Source organism: Nocardiopsis oceani (assembly GCF_054777395.1).
In genome coordinates this window covers 105,661-121,504 of the sequence record NZ_BAAHAR010000002.1, presented here as the reverse complement: position 1 = coordinate 121,504, position 15,844 = coordinate 105,661, and the positions used below count along the sequence as shown (strand labels likewise).

General features: G+C 70.2%; 10 protein-coding genes. 5 read left to right on the top strand and 5 right to left on the bottom strand.

From position 1 onward, the window contains the following. Positions 1 to 29 precede the first annotated feature (29 nt). The 3 genes from thyX to ACYVDG_RS01530 all read right to left on the bottom strand — a co-directional run bounded on the left by thyX (position 30) and on the right by ACYVDG_RS01530 (position 3,634). Positions 30 to 827, bottom strand: coding sequence for an FAD-dependent thymidylate synthase (thyX, locus tag ACYVDG_RS01540; protein WP_460746063.1), 798 nt, complete (start codon positions 825 to 827; stop codon positions 30 to 32). 274 nt (positions 828 to 1,101) lie between these two features. After that, positions 1,102 to 1,242: a GPGG-motif small membrane protein gene (locus ACYVDG_RS01535; RefSeq protein ID WP_460746060.1), complete on the bottom strand. Its 141-nt coding sequence runs from the start codon at positions 1,240 to 1,242 to the stop codon at positions 1,102 to 1,104. A 127-nt stretch (positions 1,243 to 1,369) separates the two neighbouring features. After that, complete coding sequence (locus ACYVDG_RS01530) at positions 1,370 to 3,634, bottom strand: anthranilate synthase component I (protein ID WP_460746056.1); 2,265 nt, start codon at positions 3,632 to 3,634, stop codon at positions 1,370 to 1,372. Positions 3,635 to 4,015: 381 nt separating this feature from the next. On the opposite strand from ACYVDG_RS01530, the gene ACYVDG_RS01525 reads away from it, so the two are divergent. Both ACYVDG_RS01525 and ACYVDG_RS01520 read left to right on the top strand, forming a co-directional pair. After that, positions 4,016 to 6,370 (top strand): HelD family protein, encoded by a 2,355-nt coding sequence (locus ACYVDG_RS01525; protein ID WP_460746052.1) that lies wholly within the window; start codon positions 4,016 to 4,018, stop codon positions 6,368 to 6,370. A gap of 719 nt (positions 6,371 to 7,089) precedes the next feature. Continuing rightward, entirely contained in the window at positions 7,090 to 8,415 is a 1,326-nt protein-coding gene (locus ACYVDG_RS01520; protein WP_460746048.1) for an HNH endonuclease signature motif containing protein, read from the top strand. Between the two features lie 864 nt (positions 8,416 to 9,279). On the opposite strand, the gene ACYVDG_RS01515 is transcribed toward ACYVDG_RS01520, so the two are convergent. Next, positions 9,280 to 10,428 (bottom strand): glycoside hydrolase family 53 protein, encoded by a 1,149-nt coding sequence (locus ACYVDG_RS01515; RefSeq protein ID WP_460746044.1) that lies wholly within the window; start codon positions 10,426 to 10,428, stop codon positions 9,280 to 9,282. Positions 10,429 to 10,430: 2 nt separating this feature from the next. Continuing rightward, positions 10,431 to 12,437, bottom strand: a complete 2,007-nt coding sequence (locus tag ACYVDG_RS01510; protein WP_460746041.1) for a beta-galactosidase — start codon at positions 12,435 to 12,437, stop codon at positions 10,431 to 10,433. Positions 12,438 to 12,599: 162 nt separating this feature from the next. On the opposite strand from ACYVDG_RS01510, the gene ACYVDG_RS01505 reads away from it, so the two are divergent. From ACYVDG_RS01505 to ACYVDG_RS01495, 3 genes are read left to right on the top strand one after another with little or no spacing between them, the layout of a single operon-like run. Beyond that, positions 12,600 to 13,889: an ABC transporter substrate-binding protein gene (locus ACYVDG_RS01505; RefSeq protein WP_460746038.1), complete on the top strand. Its 1,290-nt coding sequence runs from the start codon at positions 12,600 to 12,602 to the stop codon at positions 13,887 to 13,889. A 33-nt stretch (positions 13,890 to 13,922) separates the two neighbouring features. Further along, entirely contained in the window at positions 13,923 to 14,855 is a 933-nt protein-coding gene (locus ACYVDG_RS01500; RefSeq protein ID WP_460746034.1) for a carbohydrate ABC transporter permease, read from the top strand. Next, on the top strand, positions 14,852 to 15,799 hold the full coding sequence (locus tag ACYVDG_RS01495; RefSeq protein WP_460746030.1) for a carbohydrate ABC transporter permease: 948 nt from the start codon (positions 14,852 to 14,854) through the stop codon (positions 15,797 to 15,799). The genes ACYVDG_RS01500 and ACYVDG_RS01495 overlap by 4 nt, the downstream gene beginning before the upstream one ends. The last annotated feature ends 45 nt before the right edge of the window (positions 15,800 to 15,844 follow it).

Genomic DNA, 15,844 nt, shown 5'->3' with positions numbered 1-15,844 from the left:
CAGTGGGTCAGGGGCTCAGCGCGCCGGGGTCAGACCTTGCGCCACTGGGGGACCCAGGCGCCGTCCTCGACGTCGTAGTCGCCGAAGAGTGCGGGGGCCTCCTCCTTCAGGGCCTCGCCGATGCGGTGGAACAGCAGCCGGATCTCCTCTTCGGCGCCGGGGGCGGTGCGGGCCTCCAGGGTGTGGCGCAGGGTGCGCACATTGGCGGTCCACACCAGACCGGTCGCCACGCCCTCGGGGGCGAAGCGGCGCATGAAGGACGTCTTGTGCTTCTTCTCCGCGAACTTCACGCCCTCGTCGTCGAGCCCGAAGTGCTCGGCCATCCAGAACTGGAAGTCCTCCATCTGCTGCAGCATCGCCGAAGCGCGCTCCATCAGCTCCGGGTCCTCCTCGGCCCAGTCGGGGAACCAGAACGGCAGGTCGGTGAGGCGCACGAAGCGCAGCGACTCCTGCGAGACGGCCACGCCGGGCCGGTGCCGGATGAGCTCGTGGGTGAGCACCCGCGAGACGTTGTGCAGCACGAAGCTGAAGCTGATGTGCTCCAGCACCGAGCCGTGCAGGCTGGCCAGCAGGTTGCCCAGGTACTGGTCCTGGTCCTTGCGCACCCGGGTGACGTTCGGGTTCAGGCCCGGCTCCCAGGAGCGGTAGCACAGCCGGCCGGCGAACTCGGCGAGGTTCTGGGGGTCGTTGAGGTGGGCGTCGAGCTCACCGCGGTCGAACCGCTCCAGCCACGCCTCTCCGCCGACCTCCTCGAGGTAGTCGGTGATCGCGTCGTAGTCCACCTGCGGACGTGCAACCAGGCGGACCTGTGGCTCGACCTTCTTCACGGCACCCTCTCCCTAGCGACTCCCCGCCCCGAGGCACGCGTCAGGGCCATGACCAGGGTTTCCGGGGCACGGGAGCGTGTGTGGGGCGGGGCCGATTGACCTCCCCCGAGGGTACACGTCCGACGCGGGCGCTAGGCCGGGCCCGGGGCGCGACCCGGGACGGAAGCGGGCGGAAAGGCGAACGGGGCCGGGTGTCCGACGCTCAGTCGGGCACCCGGCCCCGTACCGGTGCCGGTAACTCTCTCCTGGGTTTCGCGGGAGGGAGGTTCATCCGTTAGATGCCGTAGAAGTATCCGGGAGCGATGAACAGCCCGATGACGATGGCGATGATGCCCCAGAGGAGCTGGCCGCGGAGCACGCCCAGCACGCCGGAGACGATGATGATGATCCCGAGAATTGATAGCAAAATACCCATACGCGACCCCTGTCCGCTAACGGGTTGATCAAACAGCGTTAACAGGCGGGTTTCGGGAAACTCTTGTCCCCGTGCAGGTGGGCGGAGGTCCGCGCGCGACGAATCTCTCGCACGCGGACCCTCCGGCTCAGCGTTTGGCCAGCTCTAGGGCGCGCGACACGATTCCCTCGCCGACCGGGGCGGTGAGGATCGACTCCGGGTGGAACTGGACGGCGGACCAGCGGGCCGCCGGATCCTCGATCGCCATCACCACGGACTCCTCACCGGGCGCACCGTCCAGGACCGCGGTCACCTCGTAGTTCTTCACCAGGCCCGGCGTGCAGTAGGTGGAGTGGTAGCGGGCCGCGGGGAAGGCGCCGCCCTCGCCCAGCCCCGCCAAGAGCTTTCCGCCGGAGACCCGCACGCGGCCGGGCTTGCCGTGTACCGGCTCGTCGAGGGTCCGCAGTTCTCCCCCGGCGTGCTCGACCATGCCCTGCAGCCCGAGGCACACCCCGAAGACCGGCAGGTCGCGGGCGGCGAGGGCGTCCAGCAGCTCCGACATCGCGAAGTCCACGGGCAGGCCGGGGCCGGGCGACAGGACCACGAGGTCGGGGGCGATCCGGTCCAGCAGCGAGGGGTCGAAGCCGTAGCGGACGGTGGTGACCTCGGCGCCGTGGCGGCGCACGTAGTCCGCCAGCGTGTTGACGAACGAGTCCTCGTGGTCCACCAGGAGGACGCGCATACCCGCACCGGGCATCTCGGCCGGGTCGGGAGCGGTGTCGGCGGCGCCGCCGGTTCCGGCGGCCGTCCCAGCGCTGTCCGGCTCCCCCTGCGGGGCAGCCTCGGCGGCCGCGGCCTCCTCGCCTTGGGCAAGGGTTTCCAGCAGGGCGCGGGCCTTGAGGAAGGTCTCCTTCTCCTCCGCCTCGGGGTCGGAGTCGTACAGCAGGGTAGCGCCCGCGCGCACCGCCGCCACCCCGTCCCGGATGTGGGCGGTACGCAGGGTGAGGCCGGTGTTCATGGAGCCGTCGAAGTTGATCACCCCGACGGCCCCGCCGTACCAGCGGCGGGGGCTGGCCTCGTGCTGCTCGATGAAGCGCATCGCCCAGGTCTTGGGCGCACCCGTCACGGTGACCGCCCACATGTGGGTGAGGAAGGCGTCCATGGCGTCGAAGTCGCGGCGCAGCGTGCCCTCGATGTGGTCCACGGTGTGGATCAGCCGCGAGTACATCTCGATCTGCCTGCGGCCGATCACCTTGACGCTGCCCGGCTCGCACACGCGCGACTTGTCGTTGCGGTCCACGTCGGTGCACATGGTGAGTTCGGACTTCTCCTTCACCGAGGAGAGCAGTTCCTGGATGTTCTCGGCGTCGCCGAGCGCGTCCTCCCCGCGTCGGATGGTGCCGGAGATGGGGCAGGTCTCGACCCGCTGTCCGGTCCCGGGCTCACCGCTGACCCGCACGAACATCTCCGGGGAGGCGCCGACCAGGTATTCGCCCTCTCCCAGGTTGAAGAAGAACTCGTAGGGCGCGGGGTTGCGTTCGCGGAGCATCTCGTAGAAGCGGGCGGGCGAGGAGCAGCGCGCGTAGATGCGGTGGCCGGGGACGACCTCGAACAGGTCGCCGCGGCGGAACTTCTTCTTGGCCTCGGCGACCACCTCCGCGTAGGAACCGGGCACGGGGCCGGGCGGGACCTCGGTGGCGACCACCGGCGGGGTCGGTTCGGTCTCCCGGGGCAGGCCGTCGGTGCTGGCTTCCGGGCGGTCGCCGTCGGCGGGGACGGTGAACTCGTAGGTGTAGCGCACGCACGTCTCGCGCTTGCGGTCGCGGACGATAACGGCGTCGGGCAGATGCAGGACCAGGTCGCGATCGGTGGGGTCGCGGTCGATGTGCCGTTCGACGGGCTCGAACTGGAAGGCGAGGTCGTAGCCGAAGGCGCCGTAGAGGCCGAGATTGGAGTCCTCGGGGCTGCGCAGGGCGGCGACCACGGAGCGCACGGCGGTGAAGACGCTGGGGCGGCGGCTGCGCTCCTCTTCGGTGAAGAAGGCGTCCGGGTCGGGCTCGGGCACGGTGATCGCGACGTGGTCGGCGCCCTGGTCGCGGTCGGTGGCGCCGTCCACGGCGTCGAGGGCGTCTGCCAGGACCGGGAGTAGGACGCTGCCGCGGGCGTTGAGCGCGGTGGCGGTGACCCGGCGCCCGCGGGTGCTGACCTCGAGGCAGGGGTCGACGTAGCCCAGGTGCCAGCGGTCGTAGCGGCCCGGATACTCCATCCCTGAGGAGAGCACGCCGCCGCGCCGGAACTCGACCGAGTTGACGAGGTCGGTGAGGACCTCGGGGTCGCAGGGCGTGGCACTGCGGTGGACGGTCACACCGCTCGGCGTGCGGTACGTGGTGGTCTGTGCGTCGCTGGGGTTCACGGCCGGTCCTTTTGGCGCTGCGGTCGGGTTGGTCGTCACCGGCCGGGGCCGCCAAAAGCAGAAACGACCGCCGGTCCGGGGCGGTCGCTGAGGTGTTCGGGGATGCGAACTGTCGGTGCGCCGCCTAGAAGCGGCGCCACCACTGTCCCTGAAGGGTCGACGGGTTTCGCATGGGGCCGAGTGTAGCGGGTGCGGGGCACCGTGTGGGCCCGGACACGGAAAAACCCTCGCCCGAACCGGGAGAGGGAAAAGCAGCGGGAGGCGTGAGAGGGCATCCGGCCGCACGCACTGGCGGGAGGACCGCGGACTCTGCTAGTCTTCGGTACTCCATTCCAACAACGAGCTATCACAAGCCTTTCTCGTCGCAAGGATAGCAATTACATGAGTTCCTGTCAATCAGGCAGTTCCTCCCCCTCCGCCGAGGAGGCCGCTATCGCGGTCGAACAGGCACGGGTCAGCGCCATGTACGAGCGTCTGGACACCCTTCGGAACCACACCGACCACCAGCTCGCCTCCGCCCACCTGCAGGAGCGCGCGGGCTACGCCGCCCTAATGGAACGCGAGGCACGCTCCTACGAACAGGCCCGGCGCAAGGCCCAGCTGGGCTCCGTCGAGGAGGGCCTCTGTTTCGGCAGGATCGACATCAACCACGGCCCCGAGGACGCCGAGGCCCGCTATGTGGGCCGGATCGGGCTGCGTGACTCCGAGCACGAGACCATCCTCGTCGACTGGCGCGCCCCGGCCGCCCGCCCCTTCTACGCGGCCACGCCCAGCGACCCCGAAGGGATCACCCGCCGACGCCACCTGAGGGTGCGGCGGCGCAGGGTGGTGGGTCTGGACGACGAGGTGTTCGACGCCGACGGCCTCACCGACGGCGACCGCCGCCAGCTGGTCGGCGAGGCCGCCTTGCTGGCCTCCCTGCAGCGCGGCCGCACCGGCCGCATGCACGACATCGTCGCCACCATCCAGGCCGAACAGGACCGGGTCATCCGCGCCCGGCTCGCCGGGGTCCTGGTCGTCCAGGGCGGCCCGGGCACCGGGAAGACCGTCGCCGCCCTGCACCGCGCCGCCTTCCTGCTCTACACGCACCGCCGGGTCCTCGAGCGCCGGGGTGTCCTGGTGGTGGGGCCCAACCCGGCCTTCCTGCGCTACGTCGGCGACGTCCTCCCCTCGCTCGGCGAGACCGACGTGGTCATGCGCACGGTCGGCGAGCTCTTCCCCGCAGTGGCGGCGACAGCGCACGATACGCCTGGGACCGCGCTGATCAAGGGCGCACCCGAGATGGTCGAACTGGTCGCGGCCGCGCTCAGGGACCGGCAGCGCACGCCGCGGCGGGCCTTCGGCGAGGGCGACCTCCGCGTGGAGACCGACACGGGCCTCCTGGTCGTGCCCGAAGACGTGTGCGCACAGGTGTTGGAGACCACTCGGAAGCTGCGGCTGCCGCACAACGCCGCGCGCAAGTACCTGGTGAACACGCTTCTCACCGAACTCGCCCGTGCCGAGTCGCTGCTGCTCGGCCGCCCCGTCGTGGACGAGGACCTGCCGCACGTGGGCGCACGGCTGTGGCACGAAGATCCCGTCCGGGCTGCGATCGACGCCCTGTGGCCCCACCTCACCGCCCAGGACCTGCTAGGCGACCTGTACTCCGATCCGGAGGCCCTGGCCCGGGTGGGAGCCGAAGCGGGGGTGGCTCAGGCCCCTGCGCTGGCCCGTTCTTTGGACGCGCCGTGGACGGTGGAGGACGTCCCGCTGCTGGACGAGGCCGCCGAACTCCTCGGGGAGGACGACAGTGCCGAACGGGCGCGCCAGCGCCGGGAACAGGAAGAGCGCGAAGAGGAGGAGCGCTACGCCCAGGGCGTGCTGGAGTTCACCGGCCTGTCTGAGGACCCGGACCTGGGCCTGGACGCAGCGGCCCTCGCCGAGCGCCACCGCGACACCGGACCGGACCTGACCACCGCCGACCGTGCCGCGGCTGACCGCACGTGGGCCTACGGGCACGTGATCGTGGACGAAGCCCAGGAACTGTCTCCCATGGCATGGCGCACCGTCATGCGCCGCGTCCCCACGCGCTCGCTCACCGTCGTCGGAGACGTGGCCCAGACCGGCAACGCCGCAGGCACCGGCTCGTGGCTGGCGGCCCTGAGCCCGTACGCCCGCGACAAGGTGCACGTGGAGCACCTGCGGGTCAACTACCGGACCCCGGCCCCGATCATGGCCGTGGCCGCCGACGTCCTGCGCGAGGCCGCCCCGGACCAGGAAGTGCCCGAGTCGGTCCGCGAGGAGGGCGATCCGCCCCGGGCGGTGCGGCTTACCGGCCTGCGGGGTCTGCCCGACCTGGTGGCCGAGGAGAGGGAGGCCGTCGGGGAGGGCCGGATCGCGGTGATCACCTCCGACATCTCACTGTCCGAGGTGGCGGCCGCGCTTCCGGAGGCGGGACGCCCGGGAGCGGGTTCGGGAGGGGATCGGGAAGCGGGTTCGGGAGGGGAACCGGAAGCGGGTTCGAGAGGGGAACCGGAAGCGGGTTCAGACGGCCTGGGCGCGGCGGTGGTGGCGCTGACCGCCACCGGGTCAAAGGGCCTGGAGTTCGACTCGGTCGTGGTGGTCCGCCCGGAGGAACTGCTGGAGCAGCCCCGAGGCGCCAACGACCTGTACGTCGCGGTCACCCGCGCCACGAAGCGGCTGACCGTGGCCCACGAGGGCGACCTGCCGGAGGTGCTCAAGCAGCTCTCCGGGTGAAGCTCCCGCGGGTAGGTGCCGCGGACTTGCGGGTAGGTGCCCGCCTGGCTGATGGGTAGGTGCCCACCTGATTGGTGGGTAGGTGCCCGCCTGGTTGGTGGGTGACCTCCCGCGTCCGGCACCCTCCTATCTCCGTGGGTGCGGCCCGTGGGGGTGTTGGTCTTGTGCGGGTGGTTTCCCCTTTTCCTGCCGCTTGATGGTGGCCGTCTCCGCTGCGCGCGTCAAGGTCGTCGCCGTCGAAGCGCTGGCGCGCTATCGGAGGCGCTCCACCTTGACCCGCTTCGCTGCGACGGCGGGTTGGCGGCTGTCAGGAACGGGGGACGTGTGGTCGGGGAGGCGATGGGCCCCAAGGGGCCCGAAGGGCCCGAAGGGCCCCTACAGCACAAGCACGGCCTGGCGGCCGTCAACGGCCACTCCGCCGGAGCGTTGACGCCTGGCGGTGTCGCGGCCGGTCAATGTGTGCTGCGAACCGCAACGGGCGGCCTTTTTCCCCGATGATCTTGCCCCCAGCTCCACCCTCGACCGTCGAGAGTGGAGACAGGGGCAAGATCAACCCCTATGAGCGACCTGGAATTCCAGGTGGACATAAACACCACACCAGGCGGCCTGAATCAGGAGACCTGAAGAAAGTCAGGGGGCACCCCTGACGAAAGTCATGCATTCAGCACAAGCCAGCGATAAGACTTCCTTTGTTCGACCCTTTCGATTACAATAGAAGAATGACGATCTCTCCCGAAGCACCCACCCCCACCGGGCACACCCCGGTGGATACCACGGTGGTCGCTGCTCGGGAAGAGACCACCGCGTTCTTCGACCGCGACGTGCCCCTCGGGGCGGCGGGCGAGGTGCTGGACCAGGCCACCCGCGTGTGGGAACACCTCGACCAGATCAAAGTCTCCATGGCCGCCCGGCTGGCCCAACTCGAAGCCACCGGCCAGCTGTTGGAACAGGGCGGACAGAGGAACCTGGAGGCGTGGCTGCGCCACGCCTTCGGGATCGCGGCCGCCCAGGCCAACGACCTGGCCCTGATCGGGCGCGCCGAATTCCGTCAGGAAATGGTCCCCACTCTGGAGGCGTTGCACTCCGGGGTTCTGTCGGTGGGTGAGGCCGCTGCGGTGATCAAGGGCGCCGAGGCCGGGGTGGAGAAAAGGGAAAAGGGTGACCACCCCGACCCGGAGCTGTTCCGCGCGAAAATGGAATGCGGAATCCTGGACTTCAAGGAGTCGCGCCCGAACATGTCGGTGGGCCAGATCACCCACTTCGCCCACCAGCTGTGCATGCGACTCAACCCGAACAAGGTGGAAAAGGACCACGAGGCCGCCCACGCCGCCCGGGGCGCCCAGCTGGTCACCACCTTCGACCGCACGTTCCTGTTCCAGGTGTGGGGCTCACCCGCTGACGCCCTGCGGATCCAGGTCGCGTTGGACAACTACCAGGTGCCCTTCCACCCCGAGGACGGGCTGTCCAAGTACGAGCGCACCTACGACGCCCTCATGGCCGCCCTGGGCTTCGCCCAGTCACACCAGGGGTGCGACACCCCCACCACGGCCACGGCGTTGATCAACATCACCGTGCCCGCCACCTCCCTGGCCGGGGACGAGGAAGCCGAGGACGCTGGTCCGGCCACCACGGAGACCGGGCAGGTCGTGCCCATCTCCGTGGTGCGCGAACTCCTCGGCCAAAGCTGGATCCGCCGCCTGGTGGTGGAGCAGAAGAACGGCCAGGTCCTGGACGTGGGCCGCTCCTGCCGGCTGGCCCCGCCCAAGATCCGGGCGGCCGCCTTCCACGGCCACACCAGCTGCGCCTGGCAGTACGGGTGCGACGTACCGTTGCCCTGGACCCAGGCTGACCACATCGTGGAGTTCTGGCAGGGCGGCACCACCAGCGCCGCCAACATCCAGCCGCTGTGCGCGACCCACAACCAGATCAAGCACCGGTGGTCGGTACGCCAGGACCGCCGGATGTGGTCGGGGCGAAACCGAGGCCGCACCGGAAACCAGGGCTCGGACCCGGATGGGGACCCAGCCCCACACCCGCACCCGTAACCGGCCACCCCCAACAAGCCCCCACCCGCCTTCGCCGGGCCGCTACCCCCGCATGGCCAGACCCCACCCCGACCCCGACCCTCCCAGCCTTGAGCCCTCGCCACCCCGGGGGCCGGGGGGTGAGACCTGGTCCTAGAAGCACGCTCACCCCTGTTTTTGCCTCCAACAGGGGGGTTCACCCACACCCAGACACCAGCCGACCCCCAAACACCAGCCCCCACCCGCCAGCAGGGGTCCGCCGCACACCATGACCGGCCGCGACACCCGCAACCGTCAACGCTCCGGCGAAGTGGCCATCGACGGCCGCTAGGCCGTGCTTGTGCTGTTGGGGTCCGGCCGAAGGCCGGACCATTGCTACCCCGACCACACCTCCCCCGTTTCCTGACTGCCGCCGACCCGCCGTCGCAGCGAAGCGGGTCAAGGTGGAGCGCCTCCGATAGCGCGCCAGCGCTTCGACGGCGACGACCTTGACGCGCGCAGCGGAGACGGCCACCATCAAGCGGCAGGAAACGGGGAAACCACCTGCACAAGACCAACACCCCCACGGGCAAACCCCACCCAACAGCCCCTCACCCACTGAGCACCCACCACGCCTGACCCCACCCACCGGCGCCCACCCACCGAGCCCACACAGCCCACAGCTCAGAACCCCCGCGTGAACACCCGGACTTCCTCGCCCAACTTCGGTGTAGGAGCGGACGTGCCGGTCCCGGCCCGATGCCCTCCTCCGCTTATGCGCCACACGCATAAGACCAGTTCCGAGGGTGTGGTCCGTTAGTCCGGTGGTCCGGCCCCGCCGAAGGGAGGATCGGCGGGGCCGGAGGCCGGGCCCTGGTACAGGGGGCCGGGTCTGGACCTACGCGGCTACCGCGGTGCGAAGAAGGTGTCGGCGGCTGGCAGCAGCGTGTGGGAGTAGTCGAACAGGGCCTGGTTCTCCCAGGCGTTGCCGGAGTCGGGGTCGGTGGGATCCCAGCCGTTGCCCTCGACGGCGGTCCACGCGGGTTCCCAGTACACGACGCCCCGGCCGCGGCCGCCCGCGACGGCGGCCACGGTGTCGACGATGTCTGCCAGGATCGCGGACTGCCCCTCGGGGGTCGCGGGGTGGCCGGTCACCTCCGCGAGCTCCTCGTCGAAGATGTTCTCGTGCCCGTCGGCGTCCTCGAGGGTGAACCCGTAGGCGGTCTCCACGAGGACGGCGTCGCGATCGTACCGGGAGGTGATGTCGTCGAGGTTGGTGCGCAGGTCGTCGAGGGTTCCGTGCCAGTACGGGTAGTAGGACACCCCGATCACGTCGAAGTCGGCGCCGTGCTCGACGGCGGCGTCGAACCACCAGCGGAACATCTCGTTGTCGCCGCCCTCGGCCAGGTGCAGCATGACCTCCGCCGACGGCGCGGCGTCGCGGACTGCCCGGGTCCCGGCGTCCACGAGTTCGAACAGCCCCGACCAGTCGTCGGTGTGCCCGTCCGGCCACAGCATGCCGTTGTTGATCTCGTTGCCCACCTGCACCATGTCGGCCGGGGTGTCCTGGTCGGCCAGGGCGGCCAGGAGCCCGTGCGTGTGGTCGTACACGGCGTCGACCAGGTCGGGGAAGGCCAGGGACTCCCAGGCGGCGGGCTTGTCCTGTTGTCCGGGGTCGGCCCAGAAGTCGGAGTAGTGGAAGTCCACGAGCAGCCCCATGCCGAGGTCCTTGATCCTCGGGGCGAGCGCGAGGACGGTCTCGGCGGTGTTGTAGCCGTCGGCGGGGTCCACCCAGACCTTGAGGCGGGCGTAGTTCATCCCGGACTCGGACAGGATGGTCAGCGCGTCGTCCTCGTTGCCGTCGGCGTCCCGGAAGACGGCGCCGAAGTCCTCGCCCTTGACCAGGGTGGACATGTCGCCGCCGGAGATCCAGTCGCCCTGGCGCGGGCGGGGCCGCGGGGTGGCCGGTGCCGCGTACGCGGCCGACGCGGGAAGGGGCGCGACGGCTGGCACGGCGAGGAGGGCGCTGAGCTGGGCGAAGGTTCGTCTTTTCATGGTTACCTCTCGGTCGGTGGCGTGTTCTCCTTCAGGACTCGCACTCCCCCGGCGGGGACCCGCAGGGTCGCGTCGACCCGCTCCCCGCTCACGCAGTCCACGCCCGAGGCGCGTACCTCGGCGTCCTGCGCCCCGTGGTTGAGGACGGTCAGATAGCTCTCCCCCAGGCCCACTCTGCGGACGGCCTCCACGTCCTCCCGCAGGTCCTCCACGACGGGCGGGGGCGCGATCTTGTCCAGCACCGCACCCAGCCCTTCGGGGGCCAGCGCGGTGGAGACGTACCAGGCCTCGCCGGAGCCGATGGCGTTGCGGGTCACCGCCGGCTCCCCCGCCGCCGGTCCGTCCGTGTAGGAGAGCACGCACTCCGCGCCGTCGGGGACGACCCGTTCGGCCCACACGCGCCCCGCGACGCCGTTCTCCAGGTGCACGCCCTCGTCGGCGCGCAACGGCAGGAACTCGTCGATCTCCAGCCCCAGCAGGTCCCGCAGGGGGCCGGGGTACCCGCCGGGGTGGATCTCGTCGTTGGTGCCGACGATGCCGGAGAAGTAGGAGACCACGACCGTTCCGCCCGCTTCGGCGTAGCGGGTGAGGTTCGCGGCCGCGGCGTCGGTGGTGAGGTACAGGCTGGGTACGACGACCATCGCGTAGCCGCTCAGGTCCGCGTCGGGCGGGACCACGTCGACGGTGCGGTGCGTGCGCCACAGCCAGGTGTAGTAGGCGCGGAAGCGTTCGAGGTAGGAGTGGTCGGCGCTGGGCCGGAACTCCAGCTCCATCGCCCACCACGACTGCCAGTCCCACACCAGGGCGGTGTCGGCCCGGACCGTGCTGCCCCGCAGGCTCTCCAGGTCGGCGAGCTCGCGGCCCAGGTCGACCACCTCGCCCCAGATCCGGCTCCGGCGCCCGTTGTGCGGCACCATCGCCGAGTGGAACTTCTCGGCGCCGAACCGGGAGGCGCGCCACTGGAAGAACATGATGCCGTCGGCCCCGCGCGCCAGGTGGGTCAGGCTGTTGCGGCGCATCTGACCGGCCTGTTTGGCGATGTTGCGGGGCTGCCAGTTGACGGCGCTCGTGGAGTGCTCCATGAGCACCCAGGGCCGACCGCCCGCCACCCCGCGGGTGATGTCGGCGGCCATGGCCAGCTCGACGTGGTTGTCGCCCTCCTCTGCCTGGAGGTAGTGGTCGTTGGCCACGAAGTCGACCTCGCGCGCCCAGGACCAGTAGTCGATCCACTTGCAGTTGACGATCATGAAGTTGGTGGTGACCGGGGTGTCGGGGGTGTGGCGCCGCACGATGTCGCGCTCGCGCCGGTAGCACTCCAGGTGCGCGTCGTTGCAGAAGCGCAGGAAGTCCAGCTGCAGGGCGGGGTTGATGGCGGTGGGCGCCACGCGCGGAGGTTCGACCTGTTCCCAGGCCCCGTAGGTCTGGCCCCAGAAGCTGGTGCCCCACGCGGTGTTGAGGCTGTCGACGTCCCCGTACCGCTCGCGCAGCCAGGCACGGAAGGCCTCGGCCGAGACCGCGCAGTAGCAGGCGGGCATCGCCCCGCCGTACTCGTTGTGCACGTGCCAGAACACCACGGCCGGGTGGTCGGCGTAGCGGCGGGCGAGCTCCTCGGTGATGCGCGCCGCGGCGCGGGCGTACTCCGGGGAGCTGGGGCACAGGGTCTGCCGGGAGGCTCCGGACAGGATGTGGCCCTCTTCGGTGACCGGGCGGACGGCCGGGTACTGGTGGAGCAGCCACGCGGGCGGGGCGGCGGTCGGGGTGGCGAGGCCGACGCGGATACCCGCGCCGTGCAGCAGGTCGAGTACGCGGTCGAGCCACTCGAAGGTGTACACGCCCTCCTCGGGTTCGAGGTGCGCCCAGGAGAAGATGCCCAAGCTGACCAGGTTGACCCCGGCCTCACGCATCATCCGGACGTCCTCGTGCCAGACCTCCTCGGGCCACTGGTCCGGGTTGTAGTCGCCTCCGTAGACGATCGCGTCGACACCGGGGATGAGTGGGGCAGTGGTCACTGGCGATCAGGCTCCGCTCGTACATGGGAACGTTCACAGTTTTCGTCCCACATGATGCCCATAACCGATTCGAAAAACCACCCCTTGACACGATCATCTCTTCTCGACAAGAGTGTGACCGCTCCCACAGACAACCAGGAATTCATCCGGAGGAGACATGCGATGGCCATAGGACGCAGCTCCCGGATTGCCGCCGGTGTCGGCGCGATGGTCCTGCTGAGCTCGTGCTCGCTCTTCCCCGGCACGGACGACGGCGCGGTGGAGCTGACCTTCTGGACCTGGGCCCCCGGCATCGAGGAGGTCGTGGAGATCTGGAACGGGGACAACCCCGACGTCCAGGTGACCGTCAGCGACCAGGGCGCAGGCGAGGAAGTGGTCACCAAGATGCTGACCGCGTCCCAAGCCGGGCACCCGCCCGACCTGGTCCAGGCCGAGTACCAGGCGCTGACCACGCTCGCCGCGCGCGACGCCGTCGCCGACCTGAGCGCCCATACCGCGGAAGCGGAGGACGCCTTCCACGAGAACATGTGGGAACAGGTGACCATGGGCACCGACCAGGTCTACGCCATCCCCCAGGACTCCGGGCCGATGATGCTCTACTACCGGTCCGACCTGTTCGACGAGTTCGGCCTGGAGGTCCCCGCAACCTGGGACGAGTTCGCCGACCTGGCCCGCGAGGTCCGCGACGAGCACCCCGACCACCGCATCACCAGCTTCTCCCCCACCGACCCCGGCTGGTTCGCCGGGCTCGCGCAGCAGGCCGGTGCCGCTTGGTGGACCACCGAGGGGGACGCGTGGTCCGTCTCAGTCGACGACGAGCCCACGCTGCGTGTCGCCGACTACTGGGGCGGACTGGTCGCCGAGGACGCGGTGAGCGGTCGGCCGATGTACACGCCCGAGTGGAACGCCGCCCTGAACGACGGTTCGCTCCTGGCCTGGCCGAGCGCGGTCTGGGCCCCAGGGGTCCTGTCCGGCGCGGCCGAGGACACCGCGGGCGACTGGTCCATGGCACCGCTCCCCCAGTGGGAGGAGGGCGCGAACGTGACCGGCAGCTGGGGCGGTTCCGCCACGGGTGTCGCCACCGGAACGCCGCACGAGGACGCGGCGGCGGAGTTCGCGGTCTGGCTGAACACCTCCCCCGAGGCCACCGAGGCGCTCGTCCTGGAGAGCGGCATCTACCCGGCGGCGACGGACACCCAGGACAGCCCGGTCCTGGACGAGCCCCCGGAGTTCCTCGCGCACCAGGAGGACTTCTACGAGGAGGCCGCCCGGATCGCTGAGGGCGCCGCGCCGGTCACCTGGGGCCCGAACGTCAACATCACCTACAGCTCCTACCAGGACTCCTTCGCGGACGCGATCGCGGGCGGGGCCCCGTTCTCCGAGGCCGTCGCCGCGATGCAGGAGGACACCCTGTCCGACATGGAGAGCAAGGGTTTCGCCATCTCCGGGTGACCACCCGGCCCATCCCCCCAAGGAGTGTCCACCATGTGCCCGGCCAGAGCACCCTCGCGCAGCCACAGGGCCGCGCGTCTGGTTCCCTACGCCTTCCTGGCCCCCGCCGTCATCCTGAGCTCCCTGCTCATCCTGCTACCGATCGCGTACACGATCTACCTGAGCGTGCGCCGCGTCGAGGTCTCCGGCCTGGGTCTGGGCGCGGAGGGGCGCAGCGAGTTCTTCGCGGGCCTGACCAACTACCAGTCCGCCGCGACCGACCCCGAACTGTGGGCCGGGACGCTGCGCATCGGGATCTACGGCCTGATGGTCGTTCCCCTCATGCTCGGCCTCGCCCTGGTGTTCGCCCTGGTCCTGGACCACCAGCGGGTGCGCTTCCGGAGCGTGTCCCGGATGGTGATCTTCCTTCCGTACGCGGTGCCCGCCGTGATCGCCACCCTGCTGTGGGGCTTCCTGTACCTTCCCGAGGTCAGCCCGTTCCACCAGACCCTGGAGGCGCTGGGGTTGCCGAGCGTGGACCTCATGGGCCAGCAGACGGTCTTCGTCGCGCTGACCAACATCGCGGTGTGGGGCGGTACCGGCTTCAACATGCTGATCCTGTACACGAACCTGCGCGCGGTCCCACCCGACCTGTACGAGGCGGCCCGGATCGACGGCGCGAGCGAGCTGCAGATGGCGCTGCGCATCAAGATCCCGATGCTCACGCCCGCGCTCATCATGACCTCGCTGTTCTCGATGATCGCCACATTGCAGGTGTTCTCCGAACCCGTGACGCTCTCACCCCTGTCCAACGCCATCTCCACGACCTGGAGCCCCCTGATGAAGGTCTACCGGGACGCGTTCGTGCGCGACGACATCCATCTGGCCGCGGCCACCTCCATCATCATCGCCGCGGTGACCCTCGCCCTGTCCTACGCGTTCCTGCGCCTGGTGCAGTCGCGCGCTTTCAGCCAGGAGGAGCGATGAGTCCCGCGAAGGAGACGCGCCCGGCGGACCCCGCGCGCGGAGCTGCCCGCGCCAAGGAGAGCGGTGCGAGCGGCGCTGCCCGCGGTGACGGCGCGGCCCGCGGCCGCAGCGGCGGTGCGCGCACGCCCGTCATCCCCACCGCGATCCTGCTCCTGGGCACGCTGTACTGCCTCATCCCGCTGGCGTGGGTGGCGGTGGCCTCCACCAAGGGCGGGTCGGACCTGTTCACCACGTTCACCTTCTGGCCGGGCGACGGCCTGTTCGAGAACGTCGGCGAGCTGACCGCCTACCGGGACGGCCTGTACTGGCAGTGGATGGCCAACAGCGCCCTCTACGCCGGGGTCGGCGGCCTCCTGTCCGCCCTGCTGTCGTGCCTGACCGGGTTCGCCCTGGCGAAGTACCGGTTCCGCGGGCGTACCGCACTGTTCAACATCCTGCTCGCCGGGGTCCTGGTGCCCCCGGTGATGCTCGCGGTCCCCCAGTTCCTGCTGTTCGCCGAGGTCGGCCTGACCAACACCTACCTGTCGGTCCTGCTGCCCAGCATCGTGAGCCCCTTCGGCATCTACCTGGCGCGCGTGTACGCGGCGGCCGCGGTCCCCGACTCCCTGCTGGAGTCGGCGCGTACCGAGGGCGCCGGTGAGCTGCGCGTCTTCTGGAAGGTGGCGCTGCCCATCATGCTGCCGGGCCTGGTGACGGTCTTCCTGTTCCAGTTCGTGGCGATCTGGAACAACTTCCTGCTGCCGTTCATCCTCCTGAGCGACGACGGCATGTTCCCCGTCACGGTGGGCCTCTACACGCTCCTGAACCAAGGCGCTTCGCAACCGGTGCTCTATACCCTGGTGATCACCGGATCGCTGCTCTCGGTCATCCCCCTGATCGCGCTCTTCGTGGCCCTGCAGCGGTTCTGGCGCATCGACCTGCTCTCCGGCGCGGTCAAGGCCTGACCGGCCCGGGGCGGGGCACCCGCGCGGAGCATGCTCCGCCCCGGA